The organism is Lelliottia jeotgali, assembly GCF_977070485.1.
The window spans coordinates 65537-81355 of the sequence record NZ_CDRVFO010000007.1 but is presented as its reverse complement, the minus strand read 5'-3'; the positions used below and the strand labels follow the sequence as shown (position 1 = coordinate 81355).

Below are 15819 nucleotides of genomic sequence, written 5' to 3'. Positions count from 1 at the left end.
ACCTTGCTTTGTCTGTTGTTTTCGAAGGCAGGCGATCAGCGGATCAGAAGATCAGAACGTAGGTCTTGCGCACGGTTTCCTGGATATCCCAGATGCCCATGCTGTTGGCCGGTAGCATCAGTGCGTCTCCGGCTTCTATGTGAAGGGGCTGGCCACCGTCGGGTGTGAAGGTGCAGCGGCCCTTGATGAAGTGGCAGAACTCTTGTTGCGCGATCTGCCGCCGCCAGCGCCCGGGCGTGCATTCCCAGATGCCGGTTTCGACGCCATCGCTGCGTTCCACGCAGGTGACCGAGGTCACTGCCACGGGTTCGCCAAGCGGCACCGCGACCGGGTTGGAGCTGTCCAGCACGGCGCTTTCGGTGTGTTTGAACTGGGTGATGCTCATTACCGTTGGATCCTGTGTGGGTGAAAGGGAAGTCAGTGCATGAAGCCTTCCATGAAGTCCGCCAGCGAGCCGGCCAGGCGCCGCCGCCATGGCACGGTGGCGGGGTTGGCGAGGGTTCGGTCCTCGTGCACGAAGCTCTGGATGATCGCGTTGTAGCCCAGCCAGCGGCAGGGCTCGGGCGGCCAGCTGGCCAGGCTCGACAGCGGACGGTTGTCGAGCACCCAGGGTTGCGCGGTCAGTTCGTTGTGCTGGTTGAGAATCAGCGCGGCCAAGGTGCGCCCACCGAGGTTGGTGGCGCCGACACCTTCGCCGCCATAACCGCCGGACAGGGCAATACCGCGCTGGCGGTCACACAGCATGTGCGGGCGGAAGCGCCGGGCCATGCCCAGGTTGCCACCCCACGAATGGGTGATGCGCACATGCTTGAGTTGTGGGAACAGCTCGCTGAACAGGTAGCGGCGCAGTTCGACTTCGGCATCTGTCAGGGTGAAGTCTTCGCGCAACCTGCCGCCGAAGCGGTAGCCGCCGCGGGCGCCGAATACCAGGCGGTTGTCGGCGGTACGCTGGCCATAGGTGACCTGGCGGCTGCTCTCGCTGAAGGCCTGACCTTGTGACAGGCCGATCTGCTCCCAGGTCGATTCGGGCAGGGGCTCGGTGGCCACCAGCAGGCTCTGCACCGGCAGTTGATGTTTGCCCAGCGGTGGCAGGCTGGCGGCGTAGCCCTCCACAGCAGGAACCATCCACTGGCAGCGGATGCGCGCCAGAGGTGCCCGTACTTCACCGGGCTGCCAGTCGACGGCGGGGGTGTTTTCGTAGATCAGCACGCCCAGCGCTTCAACCGCCCGGGCCAGGCCACGCACCAGCTTGGCCGGTTGGATGGTCGCGGTATGCGGGCTGTAGATCGCGCCGTAGGCGTTGCTCACGCGAAGCTGGGCGTCCAGTTGCTCAGGCCGCAGCCAGCGGTAGTCATCCTCGGTCATGCCCTGGCGGTAGAGGTCATCGAGGTAGGCACGCAGGCTGCGCTCCTGTTCCGGGTAGCGCGCAGCGCAATACAGCACGCCGCCTTTGCGGTAGTCGCAATCGATGCCTTCGCGTTGCAGCACGCGGTGGACCTCGTCGGGGATGCCATGCAGCAGGTCGATGCTGGCGCGGCGTTGTTGCGGCGACAGGGTGGCGAGCATACGGTCTTCACCGAGCATGTTGCCCATCAGCCAGCCGCCATTGCGCCCAGAGGCGCCAAAGCCGGCAATGTTGGCCTCGATCACGGCGATGTTCAGCTGTGGTGCCTGGCGCTTGAGGTAGTAGGCGGTCCAAAGCCCGGTGTAGCCAGCGCCGATGATGCACACGTCGACGTCGATGTCTTCGCGCAGGGCGGGGCGGGCGCACAGCGGTTCTTCTAGCTGGTCCATCCACAGGCTGAGCGTGCGCAAAGGTTGCATCGGGTTCGGCTCCACATCCGTCAAGGTCTGTGGGCGATCCTAGTGGCGTTCAGCGCTGGCTGTCTTACGTGCGTGCACGCAGGGAAATTTGCTTCAGATAGGCCTTGGGCGTAAGCCCGGTGTGCTCGCGGAAGCACTTGTAGAACGCCGACAGGGAGTTGAAGCCCGCGCTGAACGCCAGGTCGTCGATCGGCGCCCCGACCCTGTCGTCATCCAGGCTGGCCATCAGGTGCTGCAGGCGGGCCTGGTTGACGTAGCGGTAGAAGCTTTGCCCCAGCACCTGGTTGAGCAGGTAGGAGATCTGGTTGCGGCTGTAGCCACTGGCATCGGCCACCTGCTGCAGGTCCAGTTCCGGGTCAAGGTAGGGGCGCTGGCGCTGGAAGTAGTGTTCCAGGTCCTGGGCCATGGTCGACAGCTGTCGCGGCGAAAGGCCCAGGCGGCTGACGGCTGGGCGCGTGCCGCTGCTGGCAAGACCCTGGATGGTCTGGCGGACCAGCGTGGCGTACTCATTGACTCGCCAGATCAGCCCGTCCTTGACCGTGATCGCTTCGCTGGACTGAAACGCCACCAGACCTTCGCCGCCCTGCACCGTGACCTGGTACTGGATGAATGCCGTACTGCCGTCTACGCGGATGCGGTCACCATGGACGATGTCCTCCCCCGCCTGGTGCGGCAGGCAGGCGCGGACATAGTCACGCAACGCGTCGTAACCGAGTACGCGGTTCTGGAAAAAGTCGTGGTACTGCACGTCCGGGTGATACAGCGCAATCACCCCGTCGAGGTCGCGGTGCTTCCAGCACAGGTGGTAGCGCAGCACGGTTTCGGCGGTGATCGGCGTTTGTTCAGGGCCGTCGGCGAGGATGGTCGGGGTCATGGCTTGATAGTGCCGGGGAGGGCGGAAGCAGGCAAGTCTGTGGGCCCTGGGATGCGTGGGTCGGATCTTGGCGGGCGTTGCATAAACCCTGAGCCGCGAGCCGCGTTTCGGGTGTTTTGCACGGTCCTAGGACGTACGCTTGAGCTAAGTCATTGATTTGGAAGCATGTCATTTTTTGACACAACTGGCACAGCCTCTGCACCGATTACAGGGCAATGGACCTGTTATCAACAATAAAGGCGAAAACCTCATGATTCCCTCTGCCGACTACCCGCATGTCGATTCCCAGAGCCGCTCAGGCGTGTCCTGGGCGGCCATCTTCGCCGGGGCAGCTGCCGCTGCGTCCCTTTCACTGATCCTTATGGTACTGGGTGCGGGGCTCGGCTTTGCCGCCACCTCGCCTTGGGCCGATGAAGGTGCCAGCGCCAAGGCACTGGGCATCTCGACCATCATCTGGCTGTTGCTGACCCAGATTCTTGCTTCCGGGCTGGGTGGCTATATTGCCGGGCGCCTGCGGGTGAAGTGGGCGAACCTGCACGGTGACGAGGTGTACTTCCGCGACACGGCGCATGGTTTTCTCGCCTGGGCAATCGCCACCCTGGTAGCGGCGATGCTGATCGTGAGTACCGCCGGGGGGCTGGCCAGTGCCGGTGTGCAGGCCGGCGCGAATGCCGTGGGAGCCGCAGCCAGCATGGCGCCCAAGCCTGACGCCAATGGCTATTTCGTTGACAGCCTGTTCCGCAGTGATGGCCCGGCGCCTGTGAGTGATGACGCCGCCAATGGCGTGGCCGCACGGATTATCGCCAGGTCCATTGCGCAGGGGACGCTCGCCGAAGATGACCGCGCTTACCTGGCGCAACTGGTGGCCCAACGTACCCGCCTGAGCCAGCCTGAAGCCGAAGCACGGGTAGACCAGGTGTTCGCCCAGGTCGAGCAAGCCAAGGTCGAGGCAAAAAAAGCAGCCGACACCGCAGCCAAAGTGGCGGCATGGACCGCGCTGTGGACCTTCGTTGCGCTGTTGTGTGGGGCATTCTTCGCCAGCCTGGCTGCCCTGTATGGTGGTCGCCAGCGTGATCGCGTGATGTGGCTGGAAGGGGAAGGGGTTGATTACACCGCGCGTCGTACTGTTCAACGTTGAGTAAGGAGAAACATCATGCGCTCATTACTGCTGTGGATGCTTGGGGTGCCGATTCCGGTGATCATTCTGATCGCGATATTCATGCATTGAGTGGTTGGGGCCGCTGTGCGGCCCATCGCCAGCAAGCCGGCTCCTACAGGTACATCACCGTTCTCAGGAGCAGTGAACTACCTGTGGGGGCCGGCTTGCCGGCGATTGAGGCTATGCCGACCTAAAGAAACTGCTCGGCATAGTGACAGGCGACTTGCCTGGTCCCGACCTGGCGAAACGCAGGCACTTCAACACCACACCGTTCCGTCGCATACGGGCAGCGTTTGTGAAATGCGCACCCATCCGGCGGGTCGAGCGGGTTGGGCAGCTCGCCGGCGATGCGGATCTTCGGCTTCAACGGGTCCGGGTGGATCGCCGGTGTCGCTGAAAGCAGCGCCTGGGTGTACGGGTGCAGCGGCTTTTCGTAGATATCTTCCTTCGGCCCCATTTCCGCCGGCCGGCCCAGGTACATCACCAGCACCTGATCCGCCACGTGGCGTACCACTGCCAGGTTGTGGGATATGAACACGTAGGCGGTGTTGAACTCCTTCTGCAGGTCCATGAACAGGTTCAACACCTGTGCCTGGATCGATACGTCCAGCGCAGAGGTCGGTTCGTCGGCCACCAGCACTTTGGGTTGCAGCATCATTGCCCGGGCCAGGGCAATGCGCTGGCGCTGGCCACCGGAAAACATGTGCGGGTAGCGCTGATAGTGCTCGGGGCGCAGGCCGACCTGCTCCATCATCTTCTGCACCTTGTCGCGCCGCTCGGCCTTGCTCAACGAGGTGTTGATCAGCAGCGGTTCGGCCAACTGATCGCCGATCTTCTGCCGTGGGTTGAGCGAGGCATAGGGGCTCTGGAACACCATCTGGACGTCGCGGCGCAGCTGTTTGCGCTCGCTTTTGCTGGCGCCTTTAACCTCGGTGCCGTCGATCTGCAACGAGCCGGAAGAGGGCTCTTCGATCAACGTCAGTGCGCGCGCCAGCGTGGACTTGCCGCAACCCGACTCACCCACCACGGCCAGGGTCTTGCCAGCTTCCAGCTCGAATGACACGCCATTGAGTGCGCGCACCAAGGCATGGCCCTTGAACAGCCCGCGGGACACTTCGTAATGCCGGGTCAGCTCCCGTGCGGTTAGAACGACGCTCATCACGCCACCTCCTGGTTCAGCGGGTAGAAGCAACGCACCAGGCTATGGGCCTGAGGATCAAGGGGGGGGCGTTGGCGCCGGCAGTTGTCCTGCACGTACGGGCAGCGTGGCGACAGCAGGCAGCCGTCCGGGCGGTCGTAACGGCCAGGGACGATGCCCGGTAGCGTGGCCAGGCGTTCGGCGCCGATGCTGTGTTCGGGGATCGCCGCCAGCAGTGCTTCGCTGTAGGGGTGCGCGGGCACGTCGAACAGCTCTGGCACCTGGCCCACTTCCACGGCTTGGCCGGCATACATCACACAGACGCGTTTGGCGGTTTCGGCGACCACGGCCAGGTCGTGGGTAATCAGGATGAGCGCCATGTTGCGCTCCTTCTGCAGGTTGATCAGCAGTTCCATGATCTGCGCCTGGATGGTCACGTCCAGCGCCGTGGTCGGCTCGTCGGCTATCAGCAGCTTGGGCTCCCCGGCAATCGCCATGGCAATCGCTACGCGCTGGCTCATGCCACCGGATAGCTGGTGCGGGTAGGCGTCCAGGCGGCTTTCGGCAGCCGGGATCTCGACCTTTTTCAGCAGCTCCAGGGCACGCTGGCGCGCGGCCTTGCCTTTGAGACCCAGGTGCTGGCGCAGCACTTCTTCGATCTGGTAGCCCACGGTGTAGCTGGGGTTGAGCGCGGTCATCGGGTCCTGGAAGACCATGGCGATGTCCTTGCCCACCACCTTGCGCCGCTGGCGGGGGCTGAGTTTGAGCATGTTGGTGCCGTCGAATGTGAGCGTATCGGCGGTGATGCGCCCGGGGGCATCGATCAGGCCCATCAGGGCCATCATGGTGACCGATTTGCCCGACCCGGACTCACCCACAATGGCCAGGATTTCACCGGCGTCCACCGCCAGGTCCAGGCCGTCCACCACAGGGATTGCATTGGCGTCGCCGAAGCGCACGCTCAGGTTGTTGATCTGCAACAGTGACATGGCGCTCTCCTCAGGCGGCGTTCTTGAGTTTCGGGTCCAGCGCATCGCGCAAGCCGTCGCCCATCAGGTTGATTGCCAGCACACTGAGCAGGATGGTCAGGCCGGGCAGGCTCACCACCCACCAGGCGCGCTCGATGTAGTCCCGGGCCGAGGCGAGCATGGTGCCCCACTCCGGGGTCGGCGGTTGTACACCCAGGCCCAGGAAGCCCAGCGCAGCGGCGTCGAGGATGGCCGAGGAGAAGCTCAAGGTGGCCTGCACGATCAGTGGCGCCATGCAGTTGGGCAGCACGGTGACGAACATCAGCCGTGGCAACCCGGCGCCAGCCAAGCGCGCGGCGGTCACGTAGTCGCGGTTCAGTTCACCCATCACCGCAGCGCGGGTCAGGCGCACGTAGGACGGTAGCGACACGATGGCGATGGCGATCACAGTGTTGATCAGGCCTGGGCCGAGAATGGCGACGATCGCCACGGCCAGCAGCAGCGATGGCAGGGCCAGCATCACGTCCATCAGGCGCATGATCGACGGGCCGAGGAAGTGCGGGAAGAAACCGGCCAGCAGGCCCAGCAGGATGCCCGGGATCAGCGACATCACCACCGACGACAGGCCGATCAGCAGTGACAGCCGGGCGCCCTGGATCAGCCGCGAGAGCAGGTCGCGGCCCAGTTCGTCGGTGCCGAGGATGAATTGCCAGGTACCGCCTTCGAGCCATACCGGCGGGGTCAGAAGGAAGTCACGGTACTGTTCGCTTGGGTCATGCGGCGCCACCCAGGGCGCGAACAGCGCACAGAACACCACCACGCACATGAAGGCCAGGCCCATCACCGCGCCCTTGTTGCGCGAGAAGGCATGCCAGAATTCTTTGTAGGGCGAGGGATAGAGCAGGCTTTGGTCCACCGGGCTGGCCGGCGTCACGGATTTCGGAATCGGGCTAGTCATGGCGAAGGCCTCAGCGCTGATGACGGATGCGTGGGTTGGCCAGGCCGTAGAGGATGTCCACGACGAAGTTGACCAGGATCACCAGGCAGGCGATCAACAGGATGCCGTTCTGGACCACGGGGTAGTCACGGGCACCGATGGCTTCGATCAGCCATTTGCCGATGCCCGGCCAGGAGAAGATGGTTTCGGTCAGCACCGCACCGGCCAGCAGCGTGCCGACCTGCAGGCCGAAGACGGTCAGCACCGGGATCAGCGCATTACGCAGGCCGTGCACGAACACCACGCGGGCCGGTGACAGGCCTTTGGCGCGCGCAGTGCGAATGTAGTCTTCGCGCAGCACTTCGAGCATGGACGAGCGGGTCATGCGGGCGATCACCGCCAACGGGATGGTGCCGAGCACGATGGCCGGCAGGATCAGGTGCATCACCGCATCCTTGAACGCGCCTTCTTCGTCACTGAGCAGGGTATCGATGAGCATGAAGCCGGTTTTCGGCTCGATGTCGTACAGCAGGTCGATGCGCCCGGAGACCGGAGTCCAGCCCAGGCTCACCGAGAAGAACATGATCAGGATCAGGCCCCACCAGAAAATCGGCATCGAATAGCCGGCCAGGGAGATACCCATGACCCCGTGATCGAACAGCGAGCCACGCTTGAGCGCAGCGATCACGCCGGCCAGCAGGCCGACGATGCCGGCGAACAGCAGCGCGGCAAAGGCCAGTTCCAGGGTGGCGGGGAACAGGGTGAGGAACTCGCTCCATACGCTTTCGCGGGTGCGCAGCGACTCGCCCAGGTCACCCTGGGCGAGCTTGCCCACGTAATCCAGGTACTGGACCGGCAGTGGCTTGTTCAGGCCCAGGCGCTCCATGGCCTGGGCGTGCATCTCGGGGTCGACCCTGCGCTCGCCCATCATCACTTCCACCGGGTCGCCGGGGATCAGGCGTATGAGCGCGAAGGTCAGCAAGGTGATGCCGAAAAACGTCGGTATCAGCAGGCCCAGGCGCCGGGCAATAAAACTCAACATTGTCAGGGTTACCTCATCAGCCGTTGTACGGCGGTGCCGCCGGTGCCCGTGTGGGTTGCCGGCGGTCGTTGTTGTTCTACTTCACCTTGGTGGTGGCGAAGTTGTTGTTGGTCAGAGGGTTGATCACATAACCCTCCACGTTGTCACGCATGGCAGTGAACATCTTCGGATGCGCCATGCTGATCCAGGGCTGGTCGTCATCGTACACCTTCAATGCCTCGGCATAGAGCCTGGCACGCTCGTCGTTGTCGATCACCTCCCGGGCGCGGGTGATCAGGTCCTGAAACTTCGAGTTGCACCAGCGGGCGTAGTTCTCGCCACTTTTGACTGCATCGCAGCTGAGCAGGGGGCTGAGGAAATTGTCCGGGTCGCCGTTGTCGCCGGCCCAGCCGGTGGAGACCAGGTCGGCCTCGCCGTTTTTCGCCCGGCGCAGCATCTCGGCCCACTCCATCACACGGATGTCCAGCTTCAGGCCGATTTTGGCGAGGTCGGACTGGAGCATTTCCGCCGACAGCCGTGGGTTGGGGTTGGTCGCGCCGCCGCCATTGCGGGTGAACAGCGTGATGACCGTGCCTTGCGGCACGCCGGCCTGCTGGAGCAGTTCACGGGCCTTGGCCAGGTCACGGGGTGGGTTCTGGTTGGCACTGTTGTAGCCGATCATGGTCGGCGGATAAGGGTTTACCCCCACCAGCGCATTGCCCTTGCCGAACAGCTGGTCGACGTGGGTCTGGCGGTCGAAGGCCATGTTGATGGCTTTGCGCACGCGCACATCGCTGAGGTATTTGTGCTCGGTGTTCATGGCGATATAGCCGGTGACCAGGGCCTCGATCTCGGCGACCTTCAGCTTGGGATCAGCCTTGATCGACGCCACGTCGTCCGGTTTCGGGTAAAGCGCCACCTGGCATTCATTGGCGCGCAGCTTCTGCAGGCGCACGTTGCTGTCGGTGGCGATGGCGAAAATCAGCGAGTCGGCCGGCGGCTTGCCGCGGAAGTAGTCCGGGTTGGCCTTGAAGCGCACCTGGGCGTCCTTGTTGTAGCGCTGGAAGATGAACGCGCCAGTGCCCACCGGTTTGCTGTTGAGGTCGCCGGTCTTGCCTGCCTTGAGCAACTGGTCGCCGTATTCGGCGGAGTAGATCGAGGTGAAGCCCATGGCCATGTCACGCAGGAACGGTGCTTGCGGGCGGGTCAGGGTGATGACCACGGTGTGGTCGTCGGTCTTGTCCACCGATTTGAGCAGGTCCTTGAAGGCCATGCTCTCGAAATACGGGTAGCCGACGCTGGTCTTGTCGTGCCACGGGTGGTTAGGGTCGAGCTGGCGACGCAGGCTCCACAGCACGTCGTCGGCATTGAAATCGCGGGTCGGTTTGAAGTAACCGGTGGTGTGGAACTTCACCCCTTGGCGCAGGTGGAAGGTGTAGGTCAGGCCATCGGCCGAGATGTCCCAGCGTTCGGCCAGGGCTGGCTGGATGTCGGTGGTGCCGGGCTTGAAGTCGACCAGGCGGTTGAACACCGTCTCAGCCGAGGCATCGGCGGTGACCGCCGTGGTGTATTGAACGATGTCGAAGCCTTCCGGGCTGGCTTCGGTGCACACCACCAGCGGCTTGGCCGCCAGGTTGCCGGCGGCGCCGAGGATGACCGCTGCCAGGGCAGCGCGTAGCGGTAGCGATGTCATGTGTCCTCCTTGCTTGCAATGATTCCAGCGTAGCCGCCCGGGCCCGCGCTGAAGCGGACCTGGGCGTAAGCGGTCAGAGAATGTTGAACGGAATGGTGGTCACCACGCGGAACTCATCCAGGCTGCCATCGGCCTGTGCCTTGCTGGCGCGATGCGCGGTATAGGTAGCGCGGATGCTGGTGTCTTTCAGCGGCCCGCTCTGCACCGCGTAGCTGGTGCCGATACCCCACTCATAGTGGGTTTCGCCATCCAGGCCGTTCACGTCATAGGCCGTACCGCGGTAATGGGTGCCGTCGATGCCCCAGCCGCGGGCGTTGTACAGGTTGAACTTCAGGCCCGGCACGCCATACGGCGCCATGTTCAGCACGTAGGAAATCTGCAGGGATTTCTCGTTCGGGCCGTTGAAGTCCGAGAGCAGGGAGTTGGCCAGGTAGATGCCGTTGGTTTCGTGCAGGTAGTCGAAGTACTCGTTACCGTTGACCTGCTGCCACGAAGCGCTGAGGGTGTGGGCCTGGTGGGTCAGGCCGAACGACAGGCTGTAGGTGTCGTTGTCGATCTCGCCCATCTTCTGGCTGCCTGCGTCCACGGTCTTGTAGTAGTTCAGGCCGGTGGTCAGGCTCAGCACCGTGCTGTCGCCCAGCACGTGGCTGGCGCCGAAGTAGTACTGGTTCCAGAAGTCGTCGACCTTGGTGGCGTACAGGCTGGTGGTCAGGCTCTTGAGCGGCTGGTAGTTGACCCCGGCGGTACTGGCGCGGTCGGTTTCCACGCCAGCGGCGCCGTACTCGCTGCGAAACTTGCTCAGGCTCTGTTCGGTGCGCGGCGAGACGCGGTCGAAGGTGCCCAGGTCGAATGACAGGTTGTCGAACTCGGCACTGTGCAGGAACGCGCCCTGGAAGCTGGAGGGCAGGGCACGGTTGCCGATGTACGCGATCATCGGCGTGTCCACGGACTGGCGGCCGACGGTGAGGGTGGTGTTGGACACCCGTGCCTTGACGTTGGCCAGGCCCATCTTGCTCCACTGGCCGACGGGGTCGCCATCGCTATGGGTCAGGGTACGGTTGTTCGGCCCTGCGACAGCAGCGCGGCCTTGCTCCAGGGCGATGGCGTTGTAGCCGGCTGCCTCCACGGCAAAACCCACGGTGCCCTGGGTGAAGCCCGAGCTGTAATTGAGGATGGTGCCCTGCAGCCAGTTGTCGCGGCTGTGGCTGTCGTGGCGTGTGCCGTCGCTTTTGTAGTACTTGAACAACGGCGCGCGGGTGGCGCGTTCGCGGGCGTACCAGTTGCGGGTACTGCCGGACAGGCTCTGGCCGTCGATGAAGCCTTTGGCCTCATCCTGCTCGCTGGTGCCTTTGAGGCTGAACGGGACGTAGTCCTGGCTCTGGGTGTCGGCCTGGGCCACGGCGGCGAAGGAGGCGATGGATAACGCCAGTGTGGTGAACGTGAATAGTCTCAAAGTGAAAGCTCCCTTTCTGTTCTTTTAGTTATTGCCTGGCCTTGTGGGCCGGGTTGTTGCGGTGTTGCCAGGGTTGCCCGGGGTTACCGGGCCAATCAGGGGGCCAGTGCTGGCCCTTTCGCCGGCAAGCCGGCGCCCACAGGAATCAATAAAGATCCCCAGGCTTGTGCCATTTCTGTAGGAGCCGGCTTGCCGGCGAGAGGGCCGCTACCGGCTAACGCTCAATCAACGCTCACTCCGGAAAAATCATTTCGGCCAAAGGGGCTCACCTTGAAGCCGGCCACCTTGACGCTGAGCGGCTGGTTTACCGTGGAGTGCGCCACCGGCGTGATCGGCACCTGCTGTTTGAGGCGTTGCTGGGCCTGCTGGTACAGCACCGTGCGCTGCTCACGGTCGGTTACCTGCTTGGCCTGCTTGACCAGGCTGTCGTACTGCCGGTCGCACCACTGCGAGTAGTTGTTGCTGCCGATGGCATCGCAGCTGTAGAGGGTGCCCAGCCAGTTATCCGGGTCGCCGTTGTCACCGGTCCAGCCGATCAGGGCGATGTCGTGCTCGCCGTTTTTCATGCGCTTGATGTACTCGCCCCATTCATAACTGACGATGCGCACATTGAAGCCGAGCTTGTTCCAGTCGGCCTGAAGTATCTCGGCCATGAGCTTGGCGTTGGGGTTGTACGGGCGCTGCACGGGCATGGCCCACAGGGTGACTTCGGTGCCTTCCTTGACCCCGGCCTGCTTGAGCAGCTGGCGGGCCTTCTCAGGGTCGTAGGGTGCGTCCTTGAGGCTGTCGTCATAGGACCATTGGGTTGGTGGCATGGCGTTGACTGCGCGTTGTCCGGAGTCCTGATACACCGCCTGCAGGATCGCCTGCTTGTTCACTGCCATGTCCATGGCCTGGCGTACCTCCAGGCGGTCGAACGGTGGGTGCTGGGTGTTGTAAGCGATATAGCCGAGGTTGAAGCCTGGTTGTTGCAGCACCTGCAGCTTGCTGTCCTGCTTGAGGGCTGGCAGGTCGGCCGGGCGTGGGTGCAGGGTGACCTGGCATTCGCCGCGGCGCAGCTTCTGGATGCGCACCGATGGGTCGGTGTTGATCGAAAACACCAGGTTGTCGAGTTTCACCTCGTCCGGCGCCCAGTAGTCCTTGTTGCCTTTGAAGCGGATCTGCGAATCCTTCTGGTAGCGCTGAAACACGAACGGGCCGGTACCGATAGGCTGCTGGTTGATGTCGCTGGGGCGCCCGCTCGCCATCAGATACTCGGCATATTCAGCCGAAAGCACCGAAGCGAAGCTCATCGCCAGGTTCTGCACGAAGGCGGCATCGACCTCGTTCAGGGTAAAGATAACGGTCATCGGGCCGGTCTTTTCGATGCCTGCGATGTTCTTGTCCAGGCCCATGCTGACGAAGTAGGGGAACTCGGTGGGGTAAGCCTGGCGGAACGGGTGCTCGCGGTCGAGCATGCGGTTGAAGGTGAACAGCACGTCATCGGCGTTGAAGTCGCGGCTGGGGGTGAATGCTTTGTTGGCGTGGAATTTCACGCCTTCGCGCAGGTGGAAGGTGTAGCGCAGGCCATCGTCGGATACTTCCCACTTCGTTGCCAGGGCGGGATGTACTGCCGTACCGCCGCGTTGGAATTCCACCAGGCGGTTGTAGATCGGTTCTGCCGCATCGTTGTCGGTGGCAGTTGTGTATTGGGCTGTGTCGAACCCAGCCGGGCTACCCTCGGAGCAGAACACCAGGTTACCGGCCTGAAGGGCCGATGCCTGGCTCAGCAGGCCAACGGCGAGCAGTGTGGAAAACAGTGTGGTGTGGCGCATGGCAAATCCTTTTTCCGTCTGTTTTTGCCGCTTCGGGATACGAAATGCGGCAACAGGGCCCCCAACCCCGGCGCGGGTAGCGTCGGGGGGAGTTCGAAGGGTGGAAGTGGGCGAGGGTGGTGCGTGTGCCCGGCGCTATTTCTCCACACTGACGCCGTAGAAGGCGTTCAGTGCGAACGGGCTGATCTTGAAGTCCTTCACCTTGGCACTCATCGGCTGGTAGACCGTGGAGTGGGCGATTGGCGTGATCGGTACCTGATCTTTGAGGATATGCTGCGCCTGTTTATACAGCTCGGTGCGCTTGGCCTGGTCGGAAGTGGCCTTGGCCTGCTTGATCAGGTCGTCGTAGGGCTTGTAGCACCACTTGGAGAAGTTGTTGCCTTCGATGGCATCGCAGCCATACAGGGTGCCTAGCCAGTTGTCCGGGTCACCGTTGTCGCCGCTCCAGCCGATCAGCATGGCGCCTTGCTCACCGCCTTTGGAACGCTTGATGTACTCGCCCCACTCGTAACTGACGATTTTCGCCTTGATGCCGACCTTGCTCCAGTCAGCCTGCAGCATCTCGGCCATCAGCTTGGCGTTGGGGTTATACGGGCGTTGCACCGGCATGGCCCACAGGGTGATTTCGGTGCCTTCCTTGATCCCGGCTTCCTTGAGCAGTTGCTTGGCTTTTTCCGGGTCGTACGGCACGTCCTTGATGCTTTCGTCGTAGGACCACTGGGTCGGCGGCATGGCATTGACGGCGAGCTGGCCGGCGCCCTGGTAGACCGATTCGATGATCTTCTGCTTGTCGACGGCCATGTCCAGTGCCTGGCGCACCTTCAGCTGAGCCAGCGGGTTGGGTTGGTCACTGCCCTTGAGCTTGTCCATCACGTTGTAGGCGATGTAGCCCAGGTTGAAACCGGCCTGGTGCGGCATCTGCAGCTTGTCGTTGGCCTTGAGCGGCTCGATATCGGCAGGGCGCGGGAACAAGGTCACCTGGCACTCATTTTTCTTCAGCTTCTGCATGCGCACCGAGGCATCGGTGGTGATCGCGAAGATCAGGTTGTCGATCTTCACGTCCTCGGGTTTCCAGTAATCCTTGTTGCCCTTGAAACGGATCTGGGCGTCCTTCTGGTACTTGCTGAACACGAACGGGCCGGTGCCGATCGGTTTCTGGTTGATGTCTGCAGCCTTGCCCTCTTTGAGCAACTGGTCGGCGTACTCGGCCGACTGTACGGAGGCAAAGCTCATCGCCAGGTTCTGGATGAACGCGGCGTCCACCTGGTTGAGTGTGAACTTGACGGTGTGGTCGTCGAGCTTCTCCACCTTGGCGATGTTGTTGTCCATGCCCATGTCGGTGAAGTAGGGGAACTCAGTGGGGTAGGCCTTACGGAAGGGGTGATTCTTGTCGAGCATGCGGTTGAAGGTGAACAGCACGTCGTCTGCGTTGAATTCGCGGCTTGGCTTGAAGTAATCGGTGGTGTGGAACTTGACCCCTTCGCGCAGGTGGAAGGTGTAGGTCTTGCCGTCGTCGGACACGTCCCATTTGGTCGCCAGGCCCGGGATGACCGCGGTGCCGCCACGTTCGAACTGGGTCAGGCGGTTGAATACGGTCTCGGCCGAGGCGTCGAAGTCGGTTCCGGTGGTGTATTGCCCCGGGTCGAAGCCGGCGGGGCTGCCTTCGGAGCAGAACACCAGGTTGGACGCGGCGTGGGCAAGCGGAGCGCCGGTCAGCAAGCCTGCGCCGAGCAGGAACGGAATGACTGCGTGTTTGAGCATGGTGGCCTCATTGTTGTCATTTTTCTGATTCGAGGTGGCCTCGTGAGCCGACCTGCGGATACTTATGCAGGGTGCGTTCCCAATGCAACACTGCGAAGGATAGTTGGCGTCAGAAAAGTAGTACGGCCGTACATGGATGTCGCATATGTATAACTTTCGAGGAAGTTGAACGTTTGCGAGGGCAAAATGATGGCTTTTTGCAGGATGTTTCGCGGGAGGGGATTTGTAGGAAGCACTATTTGAGTGCGTAGGAAATGTCTATAACTGTGCTGCTGGGGCGCAAAGCGCCCCTTGAATCGCCAGCGTTGATCAGGGCATCTGCACTTCGATCAGGCCGTCAGCGTTCATGCTGACTTCGCTGGTGCCTGCCTCGATATCTGGCGCCGGTGCTGCTTCGTCGGCACCCATGGCTTTCATGGCCATTGGCGCACTGCGCAGATAGGGGCGTGGGTAGCCACTGCTGTTGAGGTTCAGGCTGACCACTTTATAGCCCTTGCCACCCAGGGCTTCGGTTGCCAGTTGCGCGCGGGCCTTGAAGGCATTGACCGCATCCTTGAGCAAGGCGTCTTCGCTGGCCTTGCGCGTGGCCGGGGCGATGGAGAAGTCCATGCCGCCCATCTTAAGGTCCTGCAGCAGGTCGGCACTGAGTTGAGAGAGGGCCGGGAAGTCGGCGCTTTCCAGGCGCACTTCGGCACGCTCGCGCCAGCCGGTGATCTTCTGCCCCTTGCTGTCGTAGACCGGGTAGCTGTTGCGGCTGCCCTGGGTGATTTTCACGTCCTTGACCTGGCGGGCCTGCTGCACGGCCTTGTTCATGGTTTCGGTGATTTGTTTGGCAAGCTTGCCCGGGTCGCTGTTCTGCGCTTCGCTATAAAGGGTCACGACCATCAGGTCGCGGGGCACTTCCTTGCTGACTTCGGCACGCAGCGATACCTGGTTGTAGCGCGGCTCATCAGCCGCCAGCGCCGGCAGGCTGGCGAGCAGGCCGCAGGACAGGATCAGGGCAGCGCTGCGACGAGGGTTAGGCATGTGATACTCCTTGGCAATGAAAGGCGTGGGTTCTGGCCATCCATCCCACGCATGGCCCATCAGACCGGGATCAGTGTAGTGGGTTCAAAAGTGCCATCATGAACCTGTGACAAACTGTGGCGCTTTGCCGCATCGCTGCTGCTTGGCGTGC

The 15819-nt window shown here is 62.6% G+C and carries 13 protein-coding genes; 1 reads left to right on the top strand and 12 read right to left on the bottom strand.

The genetic code is table 11. From position 1 onward, the window contains the following. Window positions 1-43: 43 nt before the first annotated feature. The 3 genes from ACW4TB_RS12455 to ACW4TB_RS12445 all read right to left on the bottom strand — a co-directional run bounded on the left by ACW4TB_RS12455 (window position 44) and on the right by ACW4TB_RS12445 (window position 2698). Window positions 44-385: a cupin domain-containing protein gene (locus ACW4TB_RS12455; RefSeq protein ID WP_115273930.1), complete on the bottom strand. Its 342-nt coding sequence runs from the start codon at window positions 383-385 to the stop codon at window positions 44-46. A gap of 32 nt (window positions 386-417) precedes the next feature. Then, window positions 418-1824: an NAD(P)/FAD-dependent oxidoreductase gene (locus ACW4TB_RS12450; protein ID WP_279930655.1), complete on the bottom strand. Its 1407-nt coding sequence runs from the start codon at window positions 1822-1824 to the stop codon at window positions 418-420. Window positions 1825-1888: 64 nt separating this feature from the next. Continuing rightward, a complete protein-coding gene (locus ACW4TB_RS12445) occupies window positions 1889-2698 on the bottom strand; it encodes an AraC family transcriptional regulator (protein WP_012316113.1) in 810 nt (269 codons plus the stop codon). Window positions 2699-2948: 250 nt separating this feature from the next. On the opposite strand from ACW4TB_RS12445, the gene ACW4TB_RS12440 reads away from it, so the two are divergent. Then, a complete protein-coding gene (locus ACW4TB_RS12440) occupies window positions 2949-3836 on the top strand; it encodes a hypothetical protein (protein WP_012316112.1) in 888 nt (295 codons plus the stop codon). A 211-nt stretch (window positions 3837-4047) separates the two neighbouring features. Here the strand turns inward: ACW4TB_RS12440 and ACW4TB_RS12435 are convergent, their stop codons facing one another. The 9 genes from ACW4TB_RS12435 to ACW4TB_RS12395 form a co-directional block, all read right to left on the bottom strand. Further along, on the bottom strand, window positions 4048-5016 hold the full coding sequence (locus ACW4TB_RS12435) for a peptide ABC transporter ATP-binding protein (RefSeq protein WP_279930658.1): 969 nt from the start codon (window positions 5014-5016) through the stop codon (window positions 4048-4050). After that, window positions 5016-5984, bottom strand: a complete 969-nt coding sequence (locus tag ACW4TB_RS12430; RefSeq protein WP_012316110.1) for an ABC transporter ATP-binding protein — start codon at window positions 5982-5984, stop codon at window positions 5016-5018. The genes ACW4TB_RS12435 and ACW4TB_RS12430 overlap by 1 nt, the downstream gene beginning before the upstream one ends. Before the next feature lie 10 nt (window positions 5985-5994). Then, window positions 5995-6921, bottom strand: coding sequence for an ABC transporter permease subunit (locus tag ACW4TB_RS12425; protein ID WP_012316109.1), 927 nt, complete (start codon window positions 6919-6921; stop codon window positions 5995-5997). Window positions 6922-6931: 10 nt separating this feature from the next. Continuing rightward, window positions 6932-7942, bottom strand: coding sequence for an ABC transporter permease subunit (locus tag ACW4TB_RS12420; protein WP_012316108.1), 1011 nt, complete (start codon window positions 7940-7942; stop codon window positions 6932-6934). A gap of 76 nt (window positions 7943-8018) precedes the next feature. After that, window positions 8019-9614 (bottom strand): ABC transporter substrate-binding protein, encoded by a 1596-nt coding sequence (locus ACW4TB_RS12415; protein ID WP_254466413.1) that lies wholly within the window; start codon window positions 9612-9614, stop codon window positions 8019-8021. A gap of 73 nt (window positions 9615-9687) precedes the next feature. Then, complete coding sequence (locus tag ACW4TB_RS12410) at window positions 9688-11067, bottom strand: OprD family porin (RefSeq protein ID WP_012316106.1); 1380 nt, start codon at window positions 11065-11067, stop codon at window positions 9688-9690. A 221-nt stretch (window positions 11068-11288) separates the two neighbouring features. Further along, window positions 11289-12881: an ABC transporter substrate-binding protein gene (locus ACW4TB_RS12405; RefSeq protein WP_279930663.1), complete on the bottom strand. Its 1593-nt coding sequence runs from the start codon at window positions 12879-12881 to the stop codon at window positions 11289-11291. Between the two features lie 135 nt (window positions 12882-13016). After that, window positions 13017-14642: an ABC transporter substrate-binding protein gene (locus tag ACW4TB_RS12400; protein WP_012316104.1), complete on the bottom strand. Its 1626-nt coding sequence runs from the start codon at window positions 14640-14642 to the stop codon at window positions 13017-13019. Between the two features lie 309 nt (window positions 14643-14951). Continuing rightward, window positions 14952-15668: an SIMPL domain-containing protein gene (locus ACW4TB_RS12395; RefSeq protein WP_012316103.1), complete on the bottom strand. Its 717-nt coding sequence runs from the start codon at window positions 15666-15668 to the stop codon at window positions 14952-14954. Window positions 15669-15819: the final 151 nt, after the last annotated feature.

Coding starts and splice junctions, on each gene's coding strand:
- ACW4TB_RS12455 (WP_115273930.1), bottom strand. CDS start 385: ATGAGCATCACCCAGTTCAAACACACCGAAAGCGCCGTGCTGGACAGC.
- ACW4TB_RS12450 (WP_279930655.1), bottom strand. CDS start 1,824: ATGCAACCTTTGCGCACGCTCAGCCTGTGGATGGACCAGCTAGAAGAA.
- ACW4TB_RS12445 (WP_012316113.1), bottom strand. CDS start 2,698: ATGACCCCGACCATCCTCGCCGACGGCCCTGAACAAACGCCGATCACC.
- ACW4TB_RS12440 (WP_012316112.1), top strand. CDS start 2,949: ATGATTCCCTCTGCCGACTACCCGCATGTCGATTCCCAGAGCCGCTCA.
- ACW4TB_RS12435 (WP_279930658.1), bottom strand. CDS start 5,016: ATGAGCGTCGTTCTAACCGCACGGGAGCTGACCCGGCATTACGAAGTG.
- ACW4TB_RS12430 (WP_012316110.1), bottom strand. CDS start 5,984: ATGTCACTGTTGCAGATCAACAACCTGAGCGTGCGCTTCGGCGACGCC.
- ACW4TB_RS12425 (WP_012316109.1), bottom strand. CDS start 6,921: ATGACTAGCCCGATTCCGAAATCCGTGACGCCGGCCAGCCCGGTGGAC.
- ACW4TB_RS12420 (WP_012316108.1), bottom strand. CDS start 7,942: ATGTTGAGTTTTATTGCCCGGCGCCTGGGCCTGCTGATACCGACGTTT.
- ACW4TB_RS12415 (WP_254466413.1), bottom strand. CDS start 9,614: ATGACATCGCTACCGCTACGCGCTGCCCTGGCAGCGGTCATCCTCGGC.
- ACW4TB_RS12405 (WP_279930663.1), bottom strand. CDS start 12,881: ATGCGCCACACCACACTGTTTTCCACACTGCTCGCCGTTGGCCTGCTG.
- ACW4TB_RS12400 (WP_012316104.1), bottom strand. CDS start 14,642: ATGCTCAAACACGCAGTCATTCCGTTCCTGCTCGGCGCAGGCTTGCTG.
- ACW4TB_RS12395 (WP_012316103.1), bottom strand. CDS start 15,668: ATGCCTAACCCTCGTCGCAGCGCTGCCCTGATCCTGTCCTGCGGCCTG.